14 protein-coding genes are annotated in these 23,320 nt (G+C 69.1%); 8 read left to right on the top strand and 6 right to left on the bottom strand.

What is annotated here, in order from left to right; genetic code table 11:
- The first annotated feature begins 107 nt into the window (after positions 1–107).
- The 4 genes from recC to JWP83_RS15890 all read left to right on the top strand — a co-directional run bounded on the left by recC (position 108) and on the right by JWP83_RS15890 (position 9,244).
- Entirely contained in the window at positions 108–3,404 is a 3,297-nt protein-coding gene (gene recC / locus JWP83_RS15905) for an exodeoxyribonuclease V subunit gamma (RefSeq protein WP_297731600.1), read from the top strand.
- Positions 3,404–6,712 (top strand): exodeoxyribonuclease V subunit beta, encoded by a 3,309-nt coding sequence (gene recB / locus JWP83_RS15900; RefSeq protein WP_297731598.1) that lies wholly within the window; start codon positions 3,404–3,406, stop codon positions 6,710–6,712. Before recC ends, recB begins: the two co-directional genes overlap by 1 nt.
- Positions 6,709–8,430, top strand: a complete 1,722-nt coding sequence (recD, locus tag JWP83_RS15895; protein WP_297731596.1) for an exodeoxyribonuclease V subunit alpha — start codon at positions 6,709–6,711, stop codon at positions 8,428–8,430. Before recB ends, recD begins: the two co-directional genes overlap by 4 nt.
- 106 nt (positions 8,431–8,536) lie before the next feature.
- Complete coding sequence (locus JWP83_RS15890) at positions 8,537–9,244, top strand: TVP38/TMEM64 family protein (RefSeq protein ID WP_297731594.1); 708 nt, start codon at positions 8,537–8,539, stop codon at positions 9,242–9,244.
- Positions 9,245–9,372: 128 nt separating this feature from the next.
- Here the strand turns inward: JWP83_RS15890 and JWP83_RS15885 are convergent, their stop codons facing one another.
- Complete coding sequence (locus tag JWP83_RS15885; RefSeq protein WP_297731593.1) at positions 9,373–10,326, bottom strand: class I SAM-dependent methyltransferase; 954 nt, start codon at positions 10,324–10,326, stop codon at positions 9,373–9,375.
- 16 nt (positions 10,327–10,342) lie between these two features.
- A complete protein-coding gene (locus JWP83_RS15880; RefSeq protein WP_297731591.1) occupies positions 10,343–11,293 on the bottom strand; it encodes a class I SAM-dependent methyltransferase in 951 nt (316 codons plus the stop codon).
- 171 nt (positions 11,294–11,464) lie between these two features.
- On the opposite strand from JWP83_RS15880, the gene JWP83_RS15875 reads away from it, so the two are divergent.
- Positions 11,465–13,852 (top strand): lysylphosphatidylglycerol synthase transmembrane domain-containing protein, encoded by a 2,388-nt coding sequence (locus JWP83_RS15875; protein WP_297731589.1) that lies wholly within the window; start codon positions 11,465–11,467, stop codon positions 13,850–13,852.
- 11 nt (positions 13,853–13,863) lie between these two features.
- Here JWP83_RS15875 and JWP83_RS15870 read toward each other — a convergent pair whose 3' ends face one another.
- A complete protein-coding gene (locus JWP83_RS15870; protein ID WP_297731587.1) occupies positions 13,864–16,503 on the bottom strand; it encodes a GH92 family glycosyl hydrolase in 2,640 nt (879 codons plus the stop codon).
- 155 nt (positions 16,504–16,658) lie between these two features.
- Here JWP83_RS15870 and JWP83_RS15865 point away from each other — a divergent pair, with 155 nt between their 5' ends.
- Positions 16,659–17,330: an LpqN/LpqT family lipoprotein gene (locus tag JWP83_RS15865; RefSeq protein ID WP_297731672.1), complete on the top strand. Its 672-nt coding sequence runs from the start codon at positions 16,659–16,661 to the stop codon at positions 17,328–17,330.
- Between the two features lie 110 nt (positions 17,331–17,440).
- Complete coding sequence (locus JWP83_RS15860; protein ID WP_297731584.1) at positions 17,441–17,926, top strand: hypothetical protein; 486 nt, start codon at positions 17,441–17,443, stop codon at positions 17,924–17,926.
- Positions 17,927–17,960: 34 nt separating this feature from the next.
- Here JWP83_RS15860 and JWP83_RS15855 read toward each other — a convergent pair whose 3' ends face one another.
- From JWP83_RS15855 to galT, 3 genes are all read right to left on the bottom strand, one after another.
- Positions 17,961–18,752 carry a Mut7-C RNAse domain-containing protein gene (locus tag JWP83_RS15855; RefSeq protein WP_297731582.1) on the bottom strand — a complete coding sequence of 264 codons (792 nt, stop codon included), beginning with the start codon at positions 18,750–18,752 and terminating at the stop codon, positions 17,961–17,963.
- A 119-nt stretch (positions 18,753–18,871) separates the two neighbouring features.
- Complete coding sequence (locus JWP83_RS15850) at positions 18,872–19,963, bottom strand: galactokinase (protein ID WP_297731580.1); 1,092 nt, start codon at positions 19,961–19,963, stop codon at positions 18,872–18,874.
- Complete coding sequence (gene galT, locus JWP83_RS15845) at positions 19,960–21,066, bottom strand: galactose-1-phosphate uridylyltransferase (protein WP_297731578.1); 1,107 nt, start codon at positions 21,064–21,066, stop codon at positions 19,960–19,962. Before galT ends, JWP83_RS15850 begins: the two co-directional genes overlap by 4 nt.
- 99 nt (positions 21,067–21,165) lie before the next feature.
- On the opposite strand from galT, the gene JWP83_RS15840 reads away from it, so the two are divergent.
- Positions 21,166–23,313 carry an FUSC family protein gene (locus JWP83_RS15840; RefSeq protein ID WP_297731669.1) on the top strand — a complete coding sequence of 716 codons (2,148 nt, stop codon included), beginning with the start codon at positions 21,166–21,168 and terminating at the stop codon, positions 23,311–23,313.
- The last annotated feature ends 7 nt before the right edge of the window (positions 23,314–23,320 follow it).

The following is a 23,320-nucleotide window of genomic DNA, read 5'->3' as shown; positions in this document are numbered from 1 at the left end:
CCTTCTCGTTTCCTCGCTGTCTTGGCCATCGTGCCACCATGCTCGAACGGCATGTCGGCGCGGAATCATCCCCGCCTGTCGGTGCGGCGTTCTATGGTGGCAGCGCAATGGCCATCCACCTCCACCGCGCCGAACGCACCGACCTGCTCGCCGACGGTCTCGGCGCCCTGCTGGCCAAGCCCCTGAGCGACCCCTTCGCCGAGGAGCTGGTGCTGGTGCCGGCGCGCGGCGTGGAACGCTGGTTGAGTCAGCGGCTGTCGCACGTGCTGGGGTCCAGGCCCGGCGCCGGCGACGGGGTGTGCGCGGGGGTGGCGTTCCGCAGTCCGGCGTCGTTGATCGCCGAGGTGACCGGTACGGTCGACGACGACCCGTGGTCGCCGGAGGCGATGACGTGGCCACTGCTGGAGGTCATCGACCACAGCCTCGACGAGCCGTGGTGTGAAACGCTGGCAACCCATTTGGGCCATTTTCACACCGGCGAGGAGGCGGAGCTGCGCCGCGCCCGGCGGTATGCGACGGCGCGCCGGCTGGCGGGGTTGTTCGCGTCCTATGCGCGGCAGCGCCCGCAACTGCTCACCGACTGGCTGGACGGCAACGCGGGCAACCTCGACGAGGACCTGCTCTGGCAGCCGGACCTGTGGCGGGCGCTGGTCCGCCACGTCGAGGCCGACCCCCCGCACGTGCGCCACGAAAAGACCGTCGCGCGGCTGCGGGAAGCGCCGAGCGCCCTGCCGCGGCGGCTTTCGCTGTTCGGGCACACCCGCCTGGCGTGTACCGACGTGCAGTTGCTCGACGCGCTGGCGACCCACCACGACCTGCACCTGTGGCTGCCCCACCCCAGCGACGAACTCTGGCGGGCGCTGGCCGGCGCCCACGGCGCGATTCCCCGCCGTGCGGACGTCAGCCACCGTGACGTGAAACATCCGCTGCTGGCTACGCTCGGGCGAGACCTGCGCGAACTCCAGCGCGGGCTGCCGAGGGATCCGCGGACCGATGAATATCTCCCGGGCCGGGAGCGCCCCGACACGCTGCTCGGCTGGCTGCAGTCCGACATCGCCGCCAATGCCGTTCGGCCCCAAGGGCGCAAGCTCGCCGAGGACGACCGCTCCGTCCAGATACACAGCTGCCACGGTCCGGCGCGTCAGGTCGATGTGCTGCGCGAGGTGCTGCTCGGTCTCCTGCAGGACGACCCGACGCTGGAGCCGCGCGACATTTTGGTGATGTGTCCGGACATCGAGACCTACGCGCCGCTGATCGTCGCCGATTTCGGGCTCGGCGACGTGGTGCACGGCGCGCATCCCGCTCACCGATTGAGGGTGCGGCTCGCGGACCGTTCGCCGATCCAGACCAATCCGCTCCTCGGCGTGGCCGCGCAGTTGCTGGCGCTGGCGGGCAGCCGGGTGACCGCCAGTGAGGTGCTCGATTTCGCCGAGGCCGCGCCGGTGCGCGCCTGCTTCGGTTTCACCGATGACGACCTGGAGGCCATCGCCCGCTGGGTCCGGCAGGCGAACATCCGGTGGGGCTTCGACCAGGAACATCGGCGGCCATACCACGTCGACTTCGTCCACAACACTTGGCGTTTCGGCATCGACCGGGTGCTGACCGGCGTCGCGATGTCCGACGACTCCCACGCCTGGATCGACTCCACCCTGCCCCTCGACGACGTCAGCAGCAACCGCGTCCAGTTGGCCGGACAGTTGGCCGAATTCGTCTGCCGGCTGCAACGCGTAGTTGACTCGCTCACCGGCGCGCGGCCGCTACGCGAATGGCTGGCCGCCCTGGCCGGCGGCATCGCCCTGTTGGCGCGCGTCGACGATTCGGACCTGTGGCAGACCAGCCAGCTGCAGCGCGAGTTCGCACGGGTGTTGGCCGACGCCGGTCCGCGGGTCGACACCGCGTTGCGGCTGCCCGACATCCGCGCGCTGCTCGACCGGCACCTGTCCGGACGCCCGACACGGGCCAACTTCCGCACCGGCACGCTGACGGTGTGCACGATGGTGCCGATGCGCTCGGTGCCGCACCGGGTGGTCTGCCTGGTCGGCCTCGACGACGGCGTGTTCCCGCGCCTGGGCGCCGTCGACGGTGACGACGTGCTGGCCCGTGACCCGATGACCGGTGAACGCGACATCCGTTCCGAGGACCGGCAATTGCTGCTTGACGCCGTAAGCGCGGCCACCGATAACCTCGTGATCACGTACACCGGGGCCAATGAGCACTCCGGCCAACCGCGCCCGCCGGCGGTACCGCTGGCCGAAGTGCTCGACACCCTCGACATGACCACACCGGACGAAATCCGCGAGCGCGTCGTCGTCGAGCATCCGTTGCAGCCGTTCGACATTCGCAACGTCATACCCGGCGGCCTGGTGCCGAAGGTTCCGTTCAGCTTCGACCCGACCGTGCTGCGCGCGGCGCGGGTGAATGGCGGCGAACGGGGCGCAGCGCCGCGGTTCATTTCCGGGCCGTTGCCGCCACCGCCCACCGACGACGTGATCCTCGCCGACCTCGTCAACTTCTTCAAAGACCCGGTGAAGGGCTTCTTCCGGGCGCTGGAATTCACGCTGCCCCGCGACGTCGACGGCGTGCGGAACGCCATGCCGGTCGACATCAACGCCCTCGAGGAGTGGACTGTCGGCGACCGGATGCTGGGCGACATCCTGCGCGGCATGACGCCCGATGACGCGCGGCAGGCCGAGTGGCGCCGGGGCACGCTGCCGCCGGGCCAGCTGGGATGGCGCAAGGCAACCGAGATTCGCGATCAGGCCGCGCGGCTCGCGGCCGCGGCGCTGCAGCAGCGGCGGGCGGACGCACGGGCCCACGACGTCGACATCGACCTGGGCTCCGGGCGACGGCTCACCGGCACGGTATCGCCGGTATACGGGGATCGGCTGGTGTCGGTCACGTATTCGAAGCTCGACGGCAAGCACCTGCTCGAGTCATGGATTCCATTGCTGGCGTTGATCGCTCGTGACCCGGGCCACGACTGGTCGGCGGTATGCATCGGCCGCCCCAAGCGCCGCACCACCCCGCGGGTGGAGGGGCTGGGGCGGCCACCCGGTGACTCTCAGCAAGCCGTCCGGCTTCTGCGTGAGCTGGTGGCGATCTATGACGCCGGGCGCCGGGAGCCGATTCCGTTGCCCATCAAGACATCCTATGCCTGGGCGGCCGCGCGGCACAGCGGTGACGACCCGATGCGCGAGGCGGAGTTTCGGTGGCGATCCGGTAATTATCCCGGCGAGGACGAGGCCCCCGCCCACGTGCGGGCCTGGGGCAAGAACGCGCGACTGGACGCCCTGATGCAACCTCCGCGGCCCGGCGAGGAGTACGACGGCGAAGACAACCGGCTCGGCGCCTATGCCGCCCGGCTTTGGCTGCCGATGCTGCGCGCCGAGAGGAAGCCGCCGTGATGAAGCGCTTCGACCTGCTCGGCCCGCTGCCCACCGAACGCTCGACGACGGTGCTGGAGGCCAGCGCGGGTACCGGCAAGACGTTCGCGTTGGCCGGCCTGGTGACCCGCTATCTCGCCGCGGGCGAGGCCACGCTGGATCAGATGCTGCTCATCACGTTCGGCCGGGCCGCCAGCCAGGAGCTGCGCGAGCGCGTCCGCTGCCAGATCGCAGCCGCCGTAAAGGCCTTCAGTGATAGTTCGGATCCCACCGCCATCGGCGACAACCAGTTGGTCGCGCACCTGCTAAAGGGGACCAACGACGAGCGCGCGCTACGCAAGCAGCGGCTCCGTGACGCGCTGGCCGGCTTCGATGCGGCGACGATCGCCACGACCCACCAGTTCTGCCAGCTGGTGTTGCGCTCGCTCGGCGTGGCCGGCGACACCGCCGCGAGCGTGACCCTGCTCGAGAGCCTCGACGAGCTCGTCACCGAGATCGTCGACGACCTGTACCTGGCCAACTTCGGGCAGCAGCGGGACGATCCGCTGCTGGCCTACCGCGATGCGCTGCGGCTGGCGCGCGAGGTGGCCAACAACCCGTCGACGCAGCTGCGGCCCCGCGACCCCGCCCCCGGCTCGCGGGCCGGCGTGTGCGTCGCCTTCGCGAAACACGTTCTCGCCGAGCTGGATACCCGCAAGAGGCAGTTGGGAGTCCTCGGCTACGACGACTTGCTGAGCCGGCTCGCCGACGCGCTGGCGACCGACGATTCGCCCGCCCGCGTGCGCATGCATCTACGCTGGCCGATCGTCATGGTCGACGAATTCCAGGACACCGACCCGGTGCAGTGGCAGGTCATCGACCGCGCGTTCAGCGGGCGCTCCACCGTCGTTCTGATAGGCGACCCGAAGCAGGCGATCTACGCGTTCCGCGGCGGCGATATCGACACGTATCTACAGGCGGCCGAAACCGCGGGCGAGAAGAAGACGCTGGGCACCAACTGGCGCAGCGACGCGGCGCTGGTCGAACGACTGCAGGCGGTGCTGCGCGGGGCGCAGCTCGGCGACCCCGCGATCGTGGTGAACGACGTCGACGCGCACCACCAGGGTCACCGCCTTGCCGGCGCCCGTCACAACGATCCGTTCCGGTTGCGCGTGGTGCAGCGGAAGGCGTTGGGACGCAAGGGTCTGGCGAACATGCCGATCGACGAGTTGCGGCGGCACATCGGCGCCGACCTGGCCGCCGACATCCGCTCCCTGCTCGCCGGCGGCGCGACATTCGCCGGCAGGCCGTTGCAGGCCCGCGACATCGCCGTCATCGTGGAAAGGCACAAGGACGCCGGCGCCTGCTTCAAGGCGCTCTGCGATGCGGGCATTCCGGCGGTGTACACCGGCGACTCCGACGTCTTCACGTCGGATGCCGCCGAGGATTGGCTATGTCTACTGGAGGCGTTCGATCAACCGCACCGTCCCGGCATGGTGCGCGCCGCGGCGGCCACGATGTTCTTCGGCGAGACCGCGGAATCGCTGGCGGCCGGCGGCGATGCGCTGACCGATCGGATCGCGGAAACCTTGCGGGAGTGGGCCGGCCATGCCCGTGAACGCGGTGTCGCGGCGATCTTCGAGGCTGCGCAATTGCGCGGCATGGGTGATCGCGTGTTGTCCGCCCTCAGCGGCCAGCGCCACCTGACCGACCTGGCACACATCACCCAGCTGCTGCAGGACGTCGCGCACCGCGAGCATTACAGCCTGCCCGCGCTGCGCGACTGGCTGCGCCGCCAACGCGACGAACGCGGCGGCTCGACGGAACGCAACCGGCGACTCGACAGCGACGCCGCCGCCGTTCAGATCATGACTGTCTACGTGAGCAAGGGTCTGCAGTACCCGATCGTGTACCTGCCATTCGCGTTCAACCGCGGTGCGCCGAAACGCGACATCGTGCTGTTCCACGACGATAGGGTGCGCTGCCTGCACGTCGGCGGCAAGGACAGCCCCGACTTCGCGACGGTCGAGACGCTCGGCCGTCAGGAGGACGCCGGCGACGCCAGCCGCTTGACCTACGTCGCGATGACCCGCGCGCAGTCGCAAGTGGTGGCGTGGTGGTCGCCGGCCTTCGACGAACCCAACGGCGGGCTATCACGTCTGCTGCGCGGCCGCCGACCGGGAGAGTCATTCGTGCCCGACCGCTGTGAGCCCGCAAAGATCTCCGACGACGACGCGATGGACCGACTGCGCGAGTGGGAGGCCGCGGGCGGCCCCGTGATCGAGGAGTCCGTGGTTGCCGCCTCGCCCGCGGTGCCGCCCGAACCGGTGCCGTCGAACCTCGACAACCGCCACTTTCACCGCAACATCGACACCGGCTGGCGGCGCACCTCCTACTCCGGCCTCATCCGGGTGGCCGAGTCCACCGGGGTGAGCAGCGAGCCCGAGGTCACCGAGCTGGACGACGAGGCCGGCGAAATTCCCTTGACCCGGGCGGCATCCGGGCCGGACGTGCCGTCGCCGATGGCGGAGCTGCCGATCGGCGCCAAGTTCGGCACCCTGGTACACGCCGTGCTGGAGACGGCCGATCCGCTGGCCGCCGATCTAGGCACCGAGCTAGAGTCGCACATCCGGAGGCACTCGGTGTGGTGGCCGGTCGACGCGGCCCCGGAGGTGCTGGCGGCGGCGCTGGTGCCGATGCACGAGACCCCGTTGGGCCCGCTGGCCGGCGGTTTGACGCTGCGGCAGATCGGTCTGCAGGATCGGTTGCGGGAGTTGGATTTTGAATTTCCGCTGGCCGGTGGCGGTCTGCGTTCCGCGGCGCCCGAGATTCTCCTGGCGGATATGGGGGCGTTGTTGCGCGAGCACCTGCCCGCCGATGATGCGCTGACCTCCTACGCCGATCGGTTGATGGGCCGGGCCCTGGGTGGCCAGTCGTTGCGCGGCTACCTCACCGGCTCGGTCGATGCCGTGTTACGCATTCCCGACGGCGCGGGGCATCGCTATCTCGTGGTTGATTACAAGACCAACTGGCTCGGCGATCCGGAGCGGCCGCTGACGTCCGCCGATTACAACCGCCCGCGGCTGGTCGAGGCGATGCTGCACTCGGACTATCCGCTGCAGGCGCTGTTGTACAGCGTTGTGCTGCACCGGTTCTTGCGATGGCGGGTGCCGGACTACGATCCCGCCGGGCATCTCGGCGGCGTGCTTTATCTGTTCGTGCGCGGCATGTGCGGCGCGGATACACCCGCGGTCGACGGGCACCCGTCCGGGGTGTTCAGCTGGCGGCCGCCCTCGTCGTTGATTGCGGCGCTGTCGGATCTGCTCGACGAGGGAAGGGCGGTCGCGTGACGGTGCAGCCGATCGCCGCCGAGGGATTGCTGCGGGCATTCGGCGATGCCGGCATCTTCGAGGCGGCGGATGTCCATGTGGCGCAGCGGCTTACCGCGCTCGCCGGCGAACTCGACGAGCGGGTGGCGCTGGGGATCGCGCTGGTGGTGCGCGCGCTGCGGGGCGGTTCGGTGTGCGTGGACCTGCGGGCGGTGGACGCACAGATCGGCATGGCCGACCTGCCGTGGCCCGGCGCCGGCGATTGGCTGGCCGCCGTGCGGGCCAGCCCGTTGCTCGGATCGCCGCCGGCACTACGGCTATCCGGTGACCTGCTGTACCTGGATCGATACTGGCTCGAGGAAGAGCAGGTGTGCGCCGATCTGTTGGCGCTCTCGGTGTCCGGGACGGTGGGCGACGTGCCCGCCTTGGAGCGGCTTTTCCCGCCGCCGGAATACGACGAACAACGAATGGCCGCCGAAATCGCGCTGTCGCAGGCGGTTACGGTGCTGACCGGCGGACCCGGCACCGGCAAGACCACAACCGTGGCGCGGCTGCTGGCGCTGCTGGTCGGGCAGGCCGAACTCGCCGGCGTTCCGCCGCCCCGGGTCGCGCTGGCCGCACCGACCGGCAAGGCCGCGGCGCGGCTGGCCGAGGCCGTCGCCGCCGAGGTCGAGAAGCTCGACGCGGTGGACAGGGCGCGGCTGGCCGGCCTGCGGGCGACGACGCTGCACCGGCTGCTGGGCCCGCGGCCGGATACGTCGGTGCGGTTCAAGCACAATCGCGGCAATCGGCTGCCGCATGACGTCATCGTGGTCGACGAGACGTCGATGGTGTCGCTGACGATGATGGCCCGGCTGCTGGAGGCGGTGCGCCCGGATACGCGGCTGATCCTGGTGGGCGATCCCGACCAGCTGGCGTCGGTGGAAGCCGGCGCCGTGCTCGCGGACCTGGTGGAAGGCCTGACCGCCCGTCACGACGTGCGGGTGGCCGCCCTGCGCACGCCCCACCGATTCGGTGAGTCGATCGGCGCGCTGGCCGAGGCGATCCGGACCGGCGACGAAGACCGTGTGGTGGGATTGCTGCGTGCCGGAGGTGAGCACATCGAGTGGATCGACTCCGACGGCCCGGCCGACCGGTTGCGTGGGGTGCTGGTTTCCCACGCGCTGCGCGTGCGGGAGGCCGCGGTGCTCGGCGCCGCCGGGGAGGCCTTGGCGACGCTCGACGAGCACCGGCTGTTGTGCGCGCACCGGCGGGGACCGTACGGGGTGTCGCACTGGAACCGGCAGGTGGAGCGGTGGCTCTCCGAGGAGACGGGTCAGCCGGTGTTCTCGGCGTGGTATGCCGGTAGGCCATTGTTGGTGACGGCCAACGACTATGGGCTCAAGGTCTACAACGGTGACACCGGTGTGGCCGTCGCCGGCGACGACGGGTTGCGGGCCGTCATCGCCGGCGCCACCGGACCGTTGGGCTTTGCGACCAGCCGGTTGTCCGACATCGAGACCATGTACGCGATGACGATCCACAAGAGCCAGGGCAGCCAGGCCACCGAGGTGACGGTTCTCATGCCGCCCGAGGATTCGCGGTTGCTGACCCGCGAGCTGTTCTATACGGCGGTGACCCGCGCCAAGGCGAAGGCCCGGGTGGTCGGTTCGGAGGCGTCGGTGCGCGCCGCGATCCAGCGTCGGGCGGTGCGGGCGAGCGGATTGGCGCAGCGGCTGCAGCGTTTCGCCCCGAGGTGACCGGCGGCCGTCGCATCCAGGGCAACGAGCGTGGGGCCGATGTAGGAATTCACGGCTGATCACGTACGTGGGGCCCACACCGGGCGGTCTTAGAATCGCGATCAGCATGGCCGACAACGACGCTGCTTCGCCGGCATCCCGACGCCGCCACATCGCGCGGCTCGCGGTGTTCGCCGCCTTCCTGCTCGGCATGTTCTACCTGGTGGCTGTGGCGCGAGTCATCGACACCAACGAGGTGCGGCGTGCGGTCTCGGCGACGGGCCCGGCGGCGCCGCTGGCGTACGTCGTGGTGTCGGCCGTCCTTGGCGCGCTGTTCGTTCCGGGCTCGATCCTGGCGGCGGGCAGCGGAATGCTGTTCGGCCCAGTCCTGGGGGTCTTCGTGACACTGGGCGCGACGGTGGGCACCGCGATGGTCGCGAGCCGCGTCGGCCGCCGGGCCGGCCGGGACAGCGCGCGGGCCCTGCTGGGGACCCCACGCGCCGACCGCATCGACGCGCTGATCGAACGGCGCGGGCTTTGGGCGGTCGTGGGCCAGCGATTCGTCCCCGGCATATCCGATGCGCTCGCCTCCTATGCGTTCGGGGCGTTCGGAGTTCCGTTGTGGCAGATGGCAGTCGGTTCGCTGATCGGTTCGGCGCCACGGGCGTTTGCTTACACCGCGCTGGGCGCCTCCATCAGGCATTTGTCCTCACCGTTGGCGTACGCGGCCATAGTGGTGTGGTGCTTGAGCGCCATCGTCGGCGCGTTCGCGGCGCGGCATGGGTTTCGAAAATGGCGCGGCCAGGCCCGGGGACGCGCTGACGAAACGGCGTAGGCGTGTCAGCCCTGCCCAATTCCGGCCGTTGCCCCCGCCGAATTTCCGACGAGATCCACGCTGGCGCGAAGAAAGTACGAGGCGAGTGAGCTGCACGCTAGCGTAGATTCCGGCATGTGTTGGGGCGGCTAGCTTCCCGTCCGCTGCGCGGTCACGAACAGATTCCCCGGAACCTGGTCCTCGACCTCTTTGGGCGCCTTGCGGCCGTAGCCGGCCATCAGCTCGTCGGACGGCGTCACCGTCACGTTCCAGCCGTGGCGGCGGAACCAGTCGCCGACGTCCTCGCGCTCCTCGAAGTACCACAGCTCGTCGGTCCTGGGGATCTCACGGTCCGGGTCCAGTTTTGTCACCAGCGCGCGGATCCGCTCCATCCGCTCGCGACGGTTCGCGCGGAACTCGGGGTCGAGAAACTTCGGCCCCAGCGCCTCCACGGCGACCCGGCTGCCGGCGACGGCAAGCCCGTGAACGCGTTCGAACAGCAGCTCCTGGGCCGCGGCCGGCAGGTAGGGCATCAGGCCCTCGGCCGACCAGGCGCTGGGCGCCGAGGCTTCGAAACCCGCCTGCCGCAACGCCGTCGGCCAGTCCTGACGCAGGTCCACCGGGACGGCGACGCGATTGCAGGCCGGCTGTGCCCCGTGCTCGGCCAGCGTCGACGATTTGAAGTCCAGCACCCGAGGCTGGTCGAGCTCGTACACCGTGACACCGTCGGGCCAGGGCAGCCGCCACGCCCGCGAGTCCAAACCCGCCGCCAGGATCACCGCCTGGCGGATGCCCGCATCGCCGGCGTCAATGAAGAACTGGTCGAAAAACGCCGTGCGGCAAGCCATATAGCCGACCATCGCCTTCATCTGCAACTGCAGACTCGGTTCGGCCTGGAGGACCTCGGCGGGCAGCTGCGACGCGGAGTACCAGTTCCACAGTCCGTCCCCGGCGGCGTCGAGGAAGACCCGCGCGAACGGATCACTGATCAACGGGTTCTCGCCCTCGGTTTCCACGGCGCGCGCCGAGGCCACGCCCAAGGCCGTCGCCCCCACGCTTTCGGTGATCTCCCAGCTGTCGTTGTCGGTCCTTGCGCTGCTCATTTCATGCTCACTCCCTCTATGTCCGCTCGGCGGCCACGAAAAGGGTCTTCGGGGCGGGGTCCTCGATGTCCAGCGGGGGCCTGCGGTCGTAGCTTGCCATCAACTCCTCGGCCGGCGTGACGCTCACGTCCCACCCGTGCCGGCGCAGCCAGTCGCCCACGTCTTCGCGCTCCTCGAAGTACCACAGGTCTTGGACGTCGGGGATGTCGCGTGTGGGCTCCAGCTTGGCCATCAGGTCGCGGACCCGCTGCATGTCCGAGCGCCGTTTCCCGATGGCGGCCTCGTCGAGGAAGTCGGGGCCGGGCGCCTCCACGGCGATCCGGCTGCCGGCGGCGCCCAGCGCATGAACACGCTCGAACAGCAGCTCCTGGGCCGCCGCCGGCAAAAACGGCAGCAGCCCCTCGGCCGACCAGGCGCTCGGCGCCGAAGCGTCAAAACCGGCCTGGCGCAACGCGGCCGGCCAGTCGTGGCGCAGGTCCACCGGGACGTGCACCAGGTTGCACGTCGGCTGCGCGCCGTTCTCGCGCAACGTCGAGGACTTGAACTCCAGCACCGGGGGCTGGTCGAGTTCGTACACGGTCGTCCCATCGGGCCCGTCTTTCCAAGGCAGCCGCCACGCCCGCGAGTCCAGACCCGCCGCCAGGATCACCACCTGGGGCGCGCCCGCGCGGGTCGCATTGAGGAAGAACTGATCGAAAAACGACGTCCGAGCGGCCATGTAGTCGACCATTCCCTGCATCCGCGGCTTCAGGTCGGGTTCGGCCTCGGCGATCTCGGCGGGCAGGTCCGGGGCCGCGAACCAGTTCCACATACCGTCACCGGCGGCGTTGAGGAAGACCCGCGCGAACGGGTCGCTGATCAGCGGATTTTCGCTCTCGGTTTCCGCCGCACGGGCCGCCGCGACGCCCAGCGCCGTGGCACCCACGCTCTCGGTGATCTCCCAGGTGTCGTTGTCGGTTCTGGCCACGCTCGTGTCCCCCTCCAATTCGCTAGCACGACTACCGATCGACCCTACGCGCGCCGCATGTGAGCGACCTGTCCGCCAGGTTCATGCGCGCCGACGCCCAGGTATGCGGTTATGTTGTCGGCGGGCCGCCAACGTTGCGGCCCGATCGAAAGGACCCCGAAGGGCCTCGACATGCGGGTTGACGGGCGCGACATCAGCGTTTCGGGCAACTTGCTGCATCCGCTCACCCGGCGGACCAACGACATCCTTCGGCTCGCCGCGTCCGTGGTCTTCTTCGCGATCGTGATCGCCGGTTCGCTGATCACCCGCCCGCAGTGGGTCGCGCTGGAGCGATCGATATCGGAGATCGTCGGGGTGCTGACCCCCACCCAGTCCGATCTCGTGTACCTGGCGTACGGCATCGCGATCCTGGTTCTGCCGTTCGCGATCCTGATCGGTTTGATCGCCGCCAGGCAATGGAAACTGCTCGGCGCGTACGCGGCCGCGGGGCTTCTCGCGGTGCTGCCGCTCTCGATCGGCGGCAACGGCATCTCGGCGCCGCGATGGCATTTCGACCTCACGGATCGGCCTCAGAGTGTGCTGGCCCAGATCCTGGACGACCCGCGGTGGATCGCGATGCTCGCGGCCGTCCTGACCGTGTCGGGCCCCTGGCTGCCCGCGCGCTGGCGGCGCTGGTGGTGGACGCTGCTGCTGGCTTTCGTGCCGATCCACCTGTTCATCAGTGCGATAGTCCCGGCCCGCTCCTTGCTGGGACTGGCGGTCGGGTGGTTCGTCGGCGCGCTGGTGGTGCTGGTCGTCGGCACTCCCGCCCTCGAGGTCCCACTGGAGGGCACGGTGCGCGCGCTGGCCAAGCGCGGATGCGTGGTCTCCGGACTTCGAGTGGTCCGGCCCGCCGGACCCGGGCCGCTCGTGCTGTCGGCCGCGTGCGTGGATTCCGATTCGGCCTCCGACGAGGCCCTGATCGAGTTGTACGGCCCGCACGAGCGCAGCGGCGGCGCGTTGCTTCAGCTGTGGCGGAAGCTTCGGCTGCGGTCCAGGGAGACCGCGCCGCTGGTCGCGTCGATGCGCCGCGCCGTCGAGCATCGAGCGCTGATGGCCATCGCGGTCGGCGACGTGGGCCTGGCCAACACGTCGACGATCGCCGTCGCCCCTCTTGACCGGGGCTGGATGTTGTACGCGCACAGGCCCATTCGGGGAACCCCGCTCGACCAATGCGCCAAGACGACCCCGGTTGACCGCGCGTGGCGATCGCTGCGAATCCTCAACGACCACCAGATCTCCCATGGTGACTTGCGCGCCAGCACGATCACGGTCGACGGCGGCACGGTGTTGTTCGGCGGGTTCGGCAACGCCGAATACGGCGCCACCGAAACCCAACTCCAGTCCGACATCGCCCAACTGCTGGTAACGACGTCGGCGCTTTATGACGCGGAGTCCGCGGTGGGCGCGGCGATCGACGCGTTCGGCAAGGACACCGTCCTCGCCGCTTCGCGCCGGCTCACCAAATCGGCCATGCCCAAACAAATCCGGCGATCGATCGCCGATGCCGGTGCCGTGATCTCCGGCGCCCGCGCGGAGGTGAAGCGTCAAACCGGTGCGGGTCAGATCAAAACCGAAACGATCACCCGATTCACCCGCAGGCAGGTCATTCAGCTGGTGCTGCTGGTCGCGCTGGTCTATGTGGCGTATCCGTTCATCAGCACCGCGCCGACGTTCGTTTCCCAAGTGAGTAGGGCGAACTGGTGGTGGGCGCTGCTGGGCTTGGTGGTATCGGCGCTGACATATGTGGGCGCGGCAGCCGCCCTATGGGCGAGCGCCGACGAATCGGTGGTCTTCTGGAAGCTGTTGATAGCCCAGTTAGCCAACACTTTTGCCGCGACCACTACGCCGGCCGGGGTCGGTGGGCTCGCGCTCAGTACGCGGTACTTGCAGAAGGGGGGAGGGCTGTCGGCGGTGCGAGCAACGACCGCGGTGGCGCTGCAGCAAGCAGTGCAGGTAATCATGCACCTTGTGTTGCTGATCTTGTTCAGCACCGTCGCGGGCGCGTCGATGGACCTCTCCCACTACGTCCCGAGTGCCACGGTGCTGTACCTGATCGCGGGTGTGGCGCTGGGTATCGTCGGCACGTTTCTGTTTGTGCCCCGGCTGCGGCGGTGGCTGGCGACGGACGTGCGTCCGAGGCTGAAGGAGGTGGCCGGTGACCTCGTCGAGGTCGCCCGGGAACCGAAACGATTGGCGTTGATCGTGCTCGGTTGCGCCGGGACGACTCTCGGTGCGGCGCTGGCGCTGTGGACCAGCGTCGAGGCCTTTGGCGGCGGCGCTACCTTTGTCACCTGCACCGTGGTGACGATGGTCGGCGGAACGCTGGCCTCGGCCGCCCCGACGCCGGGCGGTGTCGGCGCCGTCGAGGCGGCCCTGATTGGTGGTCTGGCCGCCTTCGGCATACCCGCGGCCGTCGGCGTGCCGTCGGTCCTGCTGTATCGCGTGCTCACCTGCTGGCTGCCCGTGTTCGTCGGCTGGCCGGTGACGCGGTGGCTGACCGAGAACGAGATGATCTGAGGGGGTCAGGGTCAGTCGGGCCCGCTCTGGGCGACGACGAAAACGACTGACCCCCTGACAGTTTCGCCAACCGTGGTGCTAAGGAACACCACGTAGTACTCCTCGGGCACCGACTGCGCCACCGTGATCCCGACGTCCACGGCGGCCGATCCGTCGGCGCCGAACTGTCCGGACGCGGGCGCCACCGTGATCCCGGCGTCGGAAGACGTGCCGGTGATGCGGTAGGCGTCTGCGCCGTCGACCATCCGTTGCAGGTCGACCCTCACGGTGCCGGTGTGCCCCGGCGCGATCGCGACGATGGGCCGCGAGACGTTAACGGTCACCGCCGAGCTTTCCGCGCCGAACGACGGCGGTGCGGAGGACTCGGCGGTGCCCCAGACCTTGTTCGGGTAGGCGGCGAGCGAAAACGTCAGATCGCCGCCGCCGCGGATGACCCGCTCCGGGACAAAGGTGCGGTCGGTGGCCTCGCCGTCGACGCTTAGGCCGCTGATGTAGCGCATGCGGTGCGGTCCCGATGCGCCCGCGGCGGAAATCCGGATGAATTTGCCTTGTGGAAGGGCGATTACGGCACGATCGAACAGCGGCGTGGCAACGGTGAGGATGGGCGTTCCCGGGGTGCTCGGGTAGAGGCCGAGGGCGGCCCACACGTACCAGCTGGACAGCGCACCGAGGTCGTCGTTGCCCGGCGCACCGTCGGGCGTCGGACCGAACAGCCCGCGGACCCGGTCGACCGTGAGCTGAGTCTTCCAGGGCTGACCGACGTAGTTGTACAGCCAGGGCACCCCGAAGCCCGGTTCGTTGCCGGCCCAGAGGTAAGGCTCGTTGGGACCCACGTTGAGCTTCTCGGTGAACCGGTCGAGCCGGGCAGCGACCGCGTCGCGGCCGCCGAGGGCGGTCACCAGGCCGGCGACGTTATGCGGCACCCACCAGACGTACTGCTCGGCGTTGCCCTCGTCGAACCCGTCCTGGCCGAAAGTCGAAGGGGAATCGACGAATCCGGGTCCTTCGCGGAAGAATCCCATCGCGCTGCGGGGCGAGATGTAGCGGGTGGTGGGATTGAACAGGTTCTGCCAGTACTGCGCCCGGGCCTGAAATTCGGCGGCGGTCGCCGTGTCTCCCAGCGATTCGGCGAATCGGGATATCGCGAAATCGTCGACCGACCATTCCAGGGTGATGGAGGCATCGGCGATCCAGCCGTCGTTGCCGAACTCAAAGGTATGCGGCGCATAGCCCAGCCCCAGGTAGGTGGCGATGCCCGGCCGCTCCACGTAGCCAACCCGCCCGGCACCGCCCTTCGTCGCCGCGTTCACCATGTAGCGCAGGGCCGTGTGGACGTCAAAGTCCTGGGCGCCGAAGGCGTAGAGATTGGCGATGAACGGCACCACGTTGTCCCCGGTCATCTCGCCGGTGGCTGAATTCGCGAGCGCCCAACGGGGAAACGATCCGCTCTGCTCGGCGTCGTTGACGAGCGATTGGGCCATGTCGCTGGCTTGCTTCGGGAAGAGCAGTCCCTGCAGGGCGGCCACGCCCCGGTAGGTGTCCCAGTCGGAGAAGTTGGTGTACTGGGTGCGTCCCTTTTCCACCGCGTGAATGGCGCCATCGAAGCCGATGTAGCGCCCGTCGGCGTCGTTGAAGGTGTTGGGGTGCAGCACCGACCGGTACAGCGAGGTGTAGAAGGTGTCCAGATTGCCAACGTTCCTGCCGGCCACCGCGATAGACGACAGGGTGGCGTTCCAGTCGGCTACCGCGGCGGCGCGCACGTCGTCGAAGCTCGCCCCGCCCTCGGCCGCGAGGTTCGCGCGCGCGCCGTCGATACCGACGTAGGAGATCGCGGTCCGCACCTCGAGCACCGAGCCGGCCGGGAACTCCACGTAGCCCCCGCTGTAGGGCGACGCCGCGCTGCGGGCGCCGGCGTAGACGGAGTAGCCGTCCCAGGAGCCGTAGGAGGTGAACGGCTGGCTGAACTTCATGGCGAAATACACCGTGTAGGTGTTCCTCTTGCCGCAAAACCCGCCACTTGTCGCCCATCCGGTGATGGTGGTGTTGTCCTCGCCGATCTGGATGGTGGCGCGGGAATTGCCCGCCAGCGACGCGCCGGAGCGCACGTGGAACACGGCGGGCCGGCCGTTGTGCGGGTAATGGAACCGGCCGACGCCGGTGCGGGTGGTGGCGGTGAGTTCCGCGCTCACGCCGGTGCCGGGGAACCGCACCGCGTAAAAGCCGGGCACGCCTTGCTCGGTGTCGTCGTGGGCGATCCTTTCCCAGGCGTTCCACGGCTGCGCGCCGATTCCGGTGGTGGTCGGCAGCATCGAGATGTCGCCGAACGCGGCGCAGCCTACGGAGGCGTGGGTCATGCTGAAGCCGGTGGAGCGCGGGTTGTCGTAGTTGTAGCCGGCGTAGTTGCCGACGGTGTCCGGCGAGTACTGCACCATTCCGAACGGCGCGGAGGCGCCGGGAAAGTTGTTGATCTCCCCCACCGTCTCACCGCCCGTCCCGGTGCCGATGAGCGTGTCGACGTGGTCGACGGGATCGGAGACGAACTGCGGCTCACCGTCGTAGGCAATCGGCGGGGCCGCCGCGATGAACGCGAGGAAGACGGCGTCCGCCGCGACCAGCGCGATGAGGGCCCTACGGCGGGCACGTGACCGCATAGCTGTCTCTTACTGCATAACCTCCTCTTCGTGGGGTGTTTCGACGATGCCAGAAGTTCGGAGAAATCCACTAGCAACGTTTGGCACCGACTTCGGCTAGTGTCATTCCGCGTGGCTGGCGCCGGTACCGGCCCAATGTTCGGGAGATTTGATTGATTAAACACTTGACCGCAGCAACCGTTACCGTGGCGCTGAGTCTGGCGCTGGTGGCGTGCGGCTCTAGCAACAAGTCGGCGCCGTCGACATCGACATCCACGTCGACCTCAACCACGACGTCGAAAACGTCGGCAACCTCCGCGACACCGGGCGCGCAGGGCGGCCCGACGATCGCCGACTACGTCCGTGACAGCCACATCACCGAGACCCCGGTCCATCACGGCGATCCCGGCCCCAACGTCGATCTGCCGGTGCCCGCGGGTTGGCAGATCAACCAGAATGCCGGGACGTCCTATGGCGGCATCGTGTTGGCGCAGCCGGCGAACCCTTCCGATCCACCCACCATCTCGGCGCTTTACTCGAAGCTGACCGGTGACGTCGACCCGGCGAAGATCATCCAGTACGCCCCTAACGAGCTGCTCGGCCTCCCCGGCTACCAGGGCACCGGCAGCGGCGGGGCCTCGACGCTCGGGGGTTTTCAGGCCTGGCAGATAAAGGGCACATACCAGAGGGATGGCAGTACGCGGTCCGTCGCGCAGAAGACGGTGGTGATTCCCAGCCAGGGCGCGGTGTTCGTGCTGCAGCTCAACGCCGACTCGCTGCAGAGCGATGAGGGGCCGTTGATGGACGCCGCCAACATCATCGACGACCAGACGACCATTACGCCCTGATCACCGAGTGAGGAGGCCGATCGCGTCGCGGGGACGAACACGCTCCGCGGCGCGATCCGCCGCGGGAAATAGCTACGCCACGGCGCCAGATTGGCCTTACGGTGGTTGGCATGGCAGAACAGTCGCATCCAATAGACGTCGCGCACCCACCGTCGGCGGTACTGCGCCTCGTCAACCCCGTGCTGGGTTTCCTGCTGCGCACCCCGCTCGCCGGAGCCGCACGCAAGCAGCTGATGGTGTTGAGCTTCACCGGGCGAAAGACGGGGCGGCCGTACTCAATCCCCGTGAGCGCCCACGTGATCGACGGTGATCTGTACGCGCTGACCGGCGCCCCGTGGAAGCAGAACTTCCGCAACGGCGCGGCCGCCCAGGTCCTCTACGACGGTAAGACGACGGCCATGCGCGGCGAGCTCATCCGCGACCGCACCATCGTGTCCGACCTGTTCCACCGCTGCGCCGAGTCCTACGGCGTCCCGCGCGCGCAGCGGATGATCGGACTGAAGTTCCGCGATCAGCGAATACCGACCCGCGAAGAGTTCGCCGAAGCCGTCGACCGGTTGCACCTGGGGGCCGTCAAGTTCACTCCGGCCGCCTAGGGAGCTGCGCGAAAACCGGTTGCGGCGCAGCCGCTCAGAGTTGCTTGCGGAGTCTGTCGACGAGTGCGACCAGCCGGGCGTGATGTGAGCCGGCCCAGTAGATCCGCCCGCATTGCGTGCAGCGGCTGAACTCCTCGTAGAACTGCCGGGTCAACTGCTCGAGCTGGTCGATCACCTCGGCTTTTCCGACCGTGGCCAACGTGCCGTTGCATCGCACGCATCGGGTGAGCGGCGCCAGCCGTTGCGCGAGGTCCAGTCGCCTGATCACCTCGAGCGTCTGTTCCTCGGGATGCTGGGAGTGGACGAACAGGCCATGGGTGATAGCGCGGCGCTTCAACAGGCCGCGGTCGCGGGTCAGCAGGATCCGCTGCTCGCTCAGGCTGATATCGGCCAGGGTCGCGTCGTCGGCCTGACTGGACCACCACACGTCGAAGCCGAGCACACGAAGCAGCCGCGCGAGCCGGCCGAGGTTGACGTCGACGACGAGCCGCGGATCGCGCAGGGGCGCCGGCCGCAGCCTGGCCGTCGACCCCACGTCCAGCGCCTCGAACATCGGGTAGGCCGCGATCCGGTCGCCGACGCCCGGGCGGTGGTCGAAACCCTGCGAGGACCCGTTCACAAGGATCAGGTCGACCTCGGTGTGCGGGATGCCCATCGCCTCCAGCACGTCCTTGACCGTTTGATGGCTGCGGAACGGGCGGCGCACCGTCACGCCCCGCGACGCGGGTGGCAGGAAGTCGTTCAGCTCGGCGTACGCCCGAACTTCGACATAGCCGGTCCCTGCGGGACGGTCCGGGAGAAATGATGTCCCCACCGAGCTGGTCATTGCCGGGATGATTTCCAATCCTGCGGGTTACCGTCGTGGTCGGCCGATGCAAGAGGCTGCGTCACGCGTCCTCCTCGAAGGATCTGGGTCCTTGTGGGGTCTAAACCAGTGTAGGGAGTTCAGCCAGGGGTCCCCGCGCCCGCGGCCGCGCGGGTTCGGGTGATCACCGGCCGCGGGTGACCCGCATCGGGCACCGTCCGTCGCAGCGTCCCCGCGACGGCGTCCGCCCGGCTGTCCGGCACCAACGCGATCACACAGCCGCCGAATCCGCCGCCGGTCATCCGAGCCCCGAAAGCTCCCGCGCGCACCGCGGCATCGGCGATCAGATCGATATGTTCGGTGGTGATGTCGAAGTCGTCGCGCATGGAAACGTGCGAGGAGGTCAAGATGCGTCCGGCTTCGACAAAGTCCGAATCACCCAATGCCGCAACGAAATCCAGTACCCTGCCGTTCTCGGTGAGGACATGGCGTGCACGGCGGGCGTCGATCGGGTTGCTGACGGCGTCCAACTCCGCGCGCCCGCGATCCCAGATGTCACGCAACGATGACGCCCGTAAATCGGCGGCCGCCCGCTCACACGACGCGCGGCGGGCCGCGTACCGGCCGCCGGCGTGGTGATGGCGCGCCCGGGAGTCGATCAGCAGCAGCACGACACCGTGGGCGTGCGGGTCGAAGCCCACCGGCGCGACGGTGAGGTCGCGGAAGTCGATCAGCAGCGCCGTCGACGGCTCCCCGTACAGCGAGGCCAGCTGGTCGAGCAAACCCGTTGGCGCGCCGACATAGTCGTTTTCGGCGCGCTGGGCGAGCCGCGCCTGCTCGATGCGGTCGATATGCGCGCCGGCGGCCGTCGCGATCGCGCCCAGCGCCGCGCACTCCAGCGCCGCCGACGACGACAGGCCCGATCCCATCTCCACGTCGCTGCTGATCGACATCGCGCCGCCGGGCACCGGGTGGCCGGCTTGACGCAGCGCCCACACCACCCCGGCCACATAGGCCGCCCAGCCGGTCACCTGGCCGGGAACGGTGTCCAGCGGAAACCGCACCGCGCCTTGCGCGCGCTGGCTGTGCACGGTGATCGCATCGGTGCGGTCGGGGGTGAAGGTCGCCACGGTGCGCTGCGGAAGCGCGATCGGCAGCGCGAAGCCGAGGTTGTAGTCGGTGTGCTCACCGATCAGGTTGACCCGCCCGGGAGCGGCGTAGGAGACCGTCATCCCAGGTCCCGCAGCCGCGCGGCCACGCCCTCGGGCGTGACGTCGCTGATGAACGCGTCCATCGCAGATTCGGAGGCCGCCAGGTACTTGAGCTTGGTCGCGCTGCGCCGGATCGACATCAGCTCGACGTGGAAATAGCCGTCCGCCTGGGCGTCGGTGGGGGCGAACTGATGCAGCGCCGAAATGTAGGGCAACGCAGCCGAATACATCCGGTCGAACCGCCGCAGCACGTCGAGGTAGATCCGCGCGAACGCATCCAGTTCATCGTCACCGAGCTCGACGAGGTTGCGCACTAACCTGTTCGGGTAGATGTGCACCTCGACCGGCCAGCGCGCCGCGAAAGGCACGAACGCCGTGAACAGCCCGGTGCGCGCGACGATGCGAGAGCCGTCGGCGACCTCGTGGGTCAGCAGGTCGGCAAACAGGTTGCCACCGTGACGCATTCGATGTTCGCGCGCCTGCCCCAGCATGGCGGCGGTTCGCGGCGTCAGGAAGGGGTAGCCATAGATTTGACCGTGCGGGTGGGTCAGCGTCACCCCGATCTCCTCGCCGCGGTTTTCGAAACAGAACACCTGCTCGATGCCCGGTGCGGCCATCAGGTCGGCGGTGCGGTGCCGCCACGCCTCGACGACCACCCGGGCATGCGCGGGTTCCAACTCCGCGAAGGACCCGGCGTGGTCGCTGGAAAAGCAGATCACCTCGCAGCGGCCGCGCCCCGGCGCGGACGCGAAACCGGCGCCGGCGGGCACGGTGGCCGGCTCGCCCACACCCGACAGGCTCGGGAACCGGTTCTCGAAAACCACGACGTCGTAGTCGGGGGCGGGCACCTCGCTGGTCAGCCCGGTCGGGCCCGGACACAGCGGGCACTGGTCGGCGGGTGGCTTGTAGGTGCGATCTTGGCGCTGTGCCGCGACGATCACCCACTGCCCCGTCGACCGGTCGAACCGCAACTGCGACTGGTCCGGGTCGCGCTGTGGCAGCGGCCTGCGGTCTTCGACCGGCGCGGGACGGTGACCCGGCAGCGCGAAGAACAGCAGGTCGCGGCCATCGGCCAGCTTCGCCCGCGTCGGCGCTGTCACGATGTCGAAGACTAGCTTGGCCATGTGCTGTCCAGCAGGCGAGAGGGGGCCTCTATAACCGTTTTCTACGAAAGAGCCCGAACCTGGTGGATCGGGTCGGATCCCGGCCTGCTGCGGCTCCGGATGGCGACGCGGACCACGGCAGCGCTCGGCTGTTCCCTGCTGATCATGTTCCTGGTGACCAGGACGGCCGGGCAGCCTCTGACGGTCGCCCTGCTCGGCGTCGTCATCACCATGGTCGCGGCGCGATCCGTGAACGAGCCCGACCCCCGTCGACAGCGGATCACGATGGCGTTGCTGCCCCTGTCCGCCGCGCTATCCATCACCGCCGCCGCGCTGCTCGCGCCGCACCCCGTCGCCAGCGACGCCGTTTTCGTCGCCATCGTCTTCGCCGCGGTGTACATCCGCCGCTTCGGGGCCCGCGGCAGGGCGTTGGGCATGGTCGCGTTCATGTCCTATTTCTTCACCCTCTATCTGCGAGCCCGCGTTTCGGAGTTGCCCTGGTTGATCGGGGCGGTCCTGGTCGGAACGTTGTGCACCTTCATCATGAGCGCATACGTCTTGCCCGACCGACCCGAACGCGTGCTGCGCGCCACCGTTCGGGCGTTGCGGGCCCGGATGGCGATCGTCGTCGACACCACCGCCGAAGCGGTGCGCACCGGCCGGTTCGACGAACGGCGCCGCCGGCGCATGCGCGCCCGCACCATCCGGCTCAACGAAACCGCCCTGATGGTGCAAAGCCAGATCGAAGACAAGGCCGACCCCGCCGCGCTCTGGCCGGGTGTTACCAGCGAACAACTGGCTCCGTGGCTGTTCGACGCCGAGCTGGCCATCGAATGGGTCGCCACCGCGGGTCGGCGGGCGGCCGCGCTCTCCGCCGACATACCCGCCCCCACCCGCGCCGAGCTGGTCGGGGCCCTCACGCAGCTCGCCCGGGCAATCCGCACACCGCAGGCCGGCGGCCTCGGTCGGGCCGCGAGCCAGGCTCAGGAGATCATCGACCAGCTGGCGGCGGCCACAGGGACCACGAAGGCCGACGACCCGAGCGGGGCCGCCGTACGCCGGCTGGCCCTGGCGATCATCAACGCCGCCACGGCGACCGCCGAGGTCCGGGCCATTGTCGAGGGCGCCGCGGCCGGGAGAGCCGCCGCCCTGCAGGACGCCGAGAGCGTGCCGCCGCAGGCGGCCGGCGGTGCCGACCCGGGCGGCGCCACCGACCAGGGCCTGCGGCCGACCACCCGGCAAGCCATCCAGGTATCCGTCGCCGCGTCGTTGGCCATCGTCACCGGTGAGTTGGTGTCGCCGGCCCGCTGGTACTGGGCGGTGATCGCGGCGTTCGTGATCTTCGCCGGCACGAATTCCTGGGGCGAAACGCTGACCAAGGGTTGGCAGCGGCTGCTCGGCACCATGCTGGGCGTGCCCTGCGGCGTCCTGGTGGCCACGCTGTTCGCCGGGGACAAGACGGCCTCGCTGGTCGCGATCTTCGTGTGCCTGTTCTGCGCCTTCTATTTCATGAACGTCACCTACAGCCTGATGACCTTCTGGATCACCACGATGCTGGCGCTGCTGTATGGCTTGCTGGGCCAATTCTCCTTCGGCGTGCTGATGCTGCGGATCGAAGAAACCGCGATCGGTGCCGTCATCGGTGTGGCCGCGGCCATCCTGGTGCTGCCCACCCATACCCGGACCACCATCCGGAAGGACAGCCACGCCTTCTTGACGGCCTTGTCCGCGCTGATCGAGATCTCCGCGGCGACCATGTTCGGCGAGAACGAGACCGCGAGCCCGACCGAGCAGGCACGCCAACTCGACCGGGCGCTGCAGCAGTTCCGGGTCAGCGCCAAGCCGCTGTTGGCGGGGGTGGCCGGGCTCGCCGGCCGGCGAAGCATCCGGCGCGCCCTGCGGATATTCGCCGCGTGCGATCGTTACGGGCGAAGGCTGGCGCGCAGCGCCGAGCAGTACCAGGACACGCTCGGATCAGAAGGGCTGGCAACGGCTTTCATGGCGGCAGCGGCGCAGACCCGAAGCAACATCGACGCATTGCGCGCCATCATCGATGGCGCCGAGGGCGTGTCGGTCAACTCCGCGACCGACGATCTCGACGCCGCCGAGACTGCGGCCCGGCATCGGGACGGCGAACTCGGCGCCGATGCCCGGCGGTTCCTCACCGCGGTGCACGCGCTGCGCCAAATCGAACGGGCGATCATCACCGGGGCGACCAACCTCGGCGCGCGCGACGGCCTGATGGTACCCAGCCCGGCCGCACGCTGAAGCCCGC

This window comes from Mycobacterium sp. (genome assembly GCF_025965855.1).
Taxonomy (GTDB): Bacteria; Actinomycetota; Actinomycetes; order Mycobacteriales; family Mycobacteriaceae; genus Mycobacterium.
Note: the sequence above shows the minus strand (reverse complement) of the source record. Positions and strands in the feature narration are given on the sequence as shown.

What these genes read in the sequence shown, in the direction of transcription:
- recC (WP_297731600.1), top strand. Translation starts at nt 108, where the DNA reads ATGGCCATCCACCTCCACCGCGCCGAACGCACCGACCTGCTCGCCGAC.
- recB (WP_297731598.1), top strand. Translation starts at nt 3,404, where the DNA reads ATGAAGCGCTTCGACCTGCTCGGCCCGCTGCCCACCGAACGCTCGACG.
- JWP83_RS15890 (WP_297731594.1), top strand. Translation starts at nt 8,537, where the DNA reads ATGGCCGACAACGACGCTGCTTCGCCGGCATCCCGACGCCGCCACATC.
- JWP83_RS15885 (WP_297731593.1), bottom strand. Translation starts at nt 10,326, where the DNA reads ATGAGCAGCGCAAGGACCGACAACGACAGCTGGGAGATCACCGAAAGC.
- JWP83_RS15875 (WP_297731589.1), top strand. Translation starts at nt 11,465, where the DNA reads ATGCGGGTTGACGGGCGCGACATCAGCGTTTCGGGCAACTTGCTGCAT.
- JWP83_RS15870 (WP_297731587.1), bottom strand. Translation starts at nt 16,503, where the DNA reads ATGCGGTCACGTGCCCGCCGTAGGGCCCTCATCGCGCTGGTCGCGGCG.
- JWP83_RS15860 (WP_297731584.1), top strand. Translation starts at nt 17,441, where the DNA reads ATGGCAGAACAGTCGCATCCAATAGACGTCGCGCACCCACCGTCGGCG.
- JWP83_RS15855 (WP_297731582.1), bottom strand. Translation starts at nt 18,752, where the DNA reads ATGACCAGCTCGGTGGGGACATCATTTCTCCCGGACCGTCCCGCAGGG.
- JWP83_RS15850 (WP_297731580.1), bottom strand. Translation starts at nt 19,963, where the DNA reads ATGACGGTCTCCTACGCCGCTCCCGGGCGGGTCAACCTGATCGGTGAG.
- galT (WP_297731578.1), bottom strand. Translation starts at nt 21,066, where the DNA reads ATGGCCAAGCTAGTCTTCGACATCGTGACAGCGCCGACGCGGGCGAAG.
- JWP83_RS15840 (WP_297731669.1), top strand. Translation starts at nt 21,166, where the DNA reads ATGGCGACGCGGACCACGGCAGCGCTCGGCTGTTCCCTGCTGATCATG.